This is a genomic window from [Flexibacter] sp. ATCC 35208 (genome assembly GCF_001975825.1).
GTDB lineage: Bacteria > Bacteroidota > Bacteroidia > Chitinophagales > Chitinophagaceae > Chitinophaga.
The window spans coordinates 1-3,503 of the sequence record NZ_MTKN01000151.1 but is presented as its reverse complement, the minus strand read 5'-3'; the positions used below and the strand labels follow the sequence as shown (position 1 = coordinate 3,503).

Annotated in this window: 6 protein-coding genes; all 6 read right to left on the bottom strand. The window is 37.2% G+C overall.

What is annotated here, in order from left to right; translation table 11 throughout:
• Window positions 1-328: 328 nt before the first annotated feature.
• The 6 genes from BW716_RS34655 to BW716_RS34630 all read right to left on the bottom strand — a co-directional run bounded on the left by BW716_RS34655 (window position 329) and on the right by BW716_RS34630 (window position 3,329).
• Complete coding sequence (locus BW716_RS34655; protein WP_083730619.1) at window positions 329-745, bottom strand: transposase; 417 nt, start codon at window positions 743-745, stop codon at window positions 329-331.
• A gap of 164 nt (window positions 746-909) precedes the next feature.
• Window positions 910-1,158 carry a hypothetical protein gene (locus tag BW716_RS34650; RefSeq protein WP_083730618.1) on the bottom strand — a complete coding sequence of 83 codons (249 nt, stop codon included), beginning with the start codon at window positions 1,156-1,158 and terminating at the stop codon, window positions 910-912.
• Window positions 1,148-1,309, bottom strand: a complete 162-nt coding sequence (locus BW716_RS37330) for a hypothetical protein (RefSeq protein WP_179091413.1) — start codon at window positions 1,307-1,309, stop codon at window positions 1,148-1,150. The genes BW716_RS34650 and BW716_RS37330 overlap by 11 nt, the downstream gene beginning before the upstream one ends.
• Window positions 1,310-1,524: 215 nt before the next feature.
• Window positions 1,525-1,836 carry a transposase gene (locus BW716_RS34640; protein ID WP_083730616.1) on the bottom strand — a complete coding sequence of 104 codons (312 nt, stop codon included), beginning with the start codon at window positions 1,834-1,836 and terminating at the stop codon, window positions 1,525-1,527.
• A gap of 279 nt (window positions 1,837-2,115) precedes the next feature.
• Complete coding sequence (locus BW716_RS34635) at window positions 2,116-2,604, bottom strand: Imm52 family immunity protein (protein WP_083730615.1); 489 nt, start codon at window positions 2,602-2,604, stop codon at window positions 2,116-2,118.
• Window positions 2,605-2,708: 104 nt separating this feature from the next.
• On the bottom strand, window positions 2,709-3,329 hold the full coding sequence (locus BW716_RS34630) for a hypothetical protein (RefSeq protein ID WP_083730614.1): 621 nt from the start codon (window positions 3,327-3,329) through the stop codon (window positions 2,709-2,711).
• Window positions 3,330-3,503 lie beyond the last annotated feature (174 nt).

The window sequence follows — 3,503 nt, the reverse complement described above, 5'->3', positions numbered from 1 at the left end:
AAACTTACCGGACTATTGATTTATTGGAAATCTTGTAAACCAATTGTACGTTTTGAAATTCCCCCTGATATTTTTCGATTGGGTTTCATAATACCCTGACGCCCGATGCTAAAACTTATATACTCGAACACATCGATATGATGATCCGGGACTTTAAAAACACAACTGCCTATAGTAAGTAAATGCGCAGCCAGACAAAGAGCACACCTTATTGGATGTATTTCTACTAATCAAAATTACGATCTATACTTAAATAGGGCCTGCTGAATAAGTTCCCGATCAATTATATTTCATTTTAACACCATAACTATTTACTATTCATGATGTCTCATATATCGGGGTATAAATTGTGCATGGAGTCTGCTAATAGCCAGTAAAAGATTTGGCGTGCTGACAACAAAGAACCTGCTGCCAGTTTCAGCAGATTCATAACAAAGTATATGGACATCTCCCAACTCTCAGCTGTATCCTTAAGCCGGGCCTTTATCTTGCCCAGACCGTATGCATTTTTTCCCTGTCCAAACTTCCCTTCAATCGCATTTCGTTCCGGCATCTCTTTTTGTAATAATCGCTTTTGCTGCTTACTATCCGGTAAGGGACGACCCAATGGCCTGCCAACATAACGGATCCCTTTTTCCTTCATGAATCGTCTGTTTTCATGTGTCCCGAACAACTGATCTGCCAATACCCGCTCAGGATAACATCCAAACAGGCGTTTATGTGTTTCCAGGCTTTCGATCAGCAATCGTCTTCATTGTAATTATCCCAGCTTAGCTTCTTTATGTGTGTGTAACCAACTTTCAACAGCACCAGTTGCTTGTTGCCAAACTCCGTTGATACACGGTCTTTACCCCTTGGTATTGGACGTACATAGGGTTGATAGATACTTACAATCCGATCTGATATTTTCTATTCTCTTTTCTTATACCTCTCTGCCTGCTGACGATACATTTCATGGATCACCTGTATTAACCTCCACTCTTTCCTTTTCAACGTACCCTTAAATGTAGCATATGATTCTATCAACCAATTGATATACTTTAAATCCCGCTTAACATATTGTAATTGCTGCCGGATATCCCTGCGTATGTCTCTTTTGCTCTTGTTCTTCTTTTTGGCAATGTTCAGATATTGTTTCCTGGCTATCTTACGATACATGCGTGGCATAACCAGTTCCGCTTGCCCGACATCCCCGCTCTATCATCCCTTCCAGTTGACAGCGTCCTTCATTGAGTAATTTGATATCTGTTGGATATTCGATCTGTTGCTCTGATACCGTCGCATCTAACATTACTGTTCCTGATATCACATCTGATGTGCTTGTCTTTTAAGCTGTCTGAACGCTCCTGCAAACTATCACTATTACTTTCTCCAGCATTCCATTCCTGATCATCCTCTCTTTCCCTATCTGTTACTTTCTCTTCATTGGCTTTGGTTAATCTCGCTTCCTGCAAAATAATCTCATTCAATCCGGACATTACTTCTATGCCTAATCTTTTTCTAATACTTACCATCAAATAAGCATCAAAGGGGCCGCCTGTTGAAACTGCTTAAGCCTACAAAATATTGCAGGTATATATTTTCCGTGATCTGCTCTACGACCTTCCGATCATCGATGTTGAGTATATGTTTGATGATCACCGCACCAATTACCATCCGCGCACTCAACGTTGGAGCACCAAAATCGGCACGCATCTTTTTATAGTAAACATCCGCCAGTTTATCCCAGGGAATCTTTGCAGCTAGTACTACCCATCGGTTAGTTGTGGATAATTGCTGCGAAAAAGGAGAAAAGCCTTCTAATGTCAACGGCTTTACCGGTGTGTACCGTATCATGGGTGCATGGTTTTAGAGATGAATCTTTCAATATAGAAACACTTCTTTAGCAAAGAAACGGCATATTATATTGACTAACAACATCTTAACACTTGTTCCAGGTAAATCCTAAGATAACTAAGGAATCTCACTATCAACTATATGGGTATACTCAGCCTCCATATCATCAAACAAAATCACTTTGCGGTTAACCAAATTGTAAACTCACCTGTTGCGCTTATCATTTGAACTTGCATCACATGTAAAATCCGGTCACTGAATATTAATTTTATTAAACATTCACAAGTAATTTACATTATCCTTACCTCTTAAAACACCATTTTCCCCATCCCAAATATCAATTAAATTGTCATAAATATTTCTTGCTATTTTAAGTTGCTTCAAGTAGTTGTATTGGTCTGGATTGGCTAGGCTGAGCCCAACTAGATTAGAAAGATACTCACTTGTTTTATTACAGGAAATAGATAATACATGTGACCTACTAAAATCCAATCCAGACTTCAGATAAATTCGATAACCTAATTTATCAAGAATATTTCCAACTTCATCATATTGCCTGCTTGAATCCAATAGTTTAATTATACCTTCATAAGAACAATCGACAGCCTCTAAAAGCTGATTTTTTTTAGGCTTTAATGTAGAATACCAATAAATAAAACTTTGATCTATTTTCTGCAAAAATTTAACTGTTTGCTCCATCCTTATAGCACAATCTTCAATAGATTGATACCTTGAACTCCAATAAATACCAATAAACTCAATGTTCATTATTTATTAAGGTTTGATATATGGTGTATAAAAAATGTGGGGCCCTGGTCTTTACAACATTCCCATTCCTCCCAGATGCATACATTTGTAAACAACTGATTCCATTACAAATTAATAGCCCACGCATCGTAATTTCCATTTTTCACTTCAAATGAATATCCCACTGGTAATGCCAAAAATTGTATTAAATCTCTTCGCCTTGGAACAAATGAAAAAAGATCAATTACATTTAAACTATTTATATCCCCATTATAACTGTCTGAAGTTATATACCATCCGCTCATATGCGGAGGCGCATCATATCTAATTCCTTGTACCTCCTCTCCGCCTAATGTACCATTATCTACTACAATCTTCTGATTTAGATTTGGCAACATGGATTTTACACCTATTTCTTTACAAACAATCCTTTGTAGCTCAAGGTAATAAGTTGCATTCTTCGCTCCCGTTACCCAATCAGAAAAATCAGCATTCAATTCGTGTATGCTAAGCAATTCTTTATCAGAAATGAATTTTAGGCTCCACAGCCCATATGTGATAGTTGCATCTTCCTTTAGCATTATATTTTCCTCAATAATATAATCAACTAAAAATCTCAATAGATTCAAATCAGCTTCTTCGTTATTAGAAGCTTTTAATCGTAAATTCTTTTGATTAAATCTTTCGAGATTCCGTGTAATAAAAACATTGTCATTCTTTTCAATTTCAATTAATTTATATTTCATAATATTTTATTGATTTCCTGGTAATGATTGATCAATCGGTGGAGGTGAGCGACCTAGCACAGCTCTAGTCTCTTGTCTAACTCTCATACACCCTCATCCCATAATCCTGCTCATTCCACTCTCCCTTCACCTCATTATCATTCTCCTTCCCATTAAGTAAGTATTCGGTTCTCG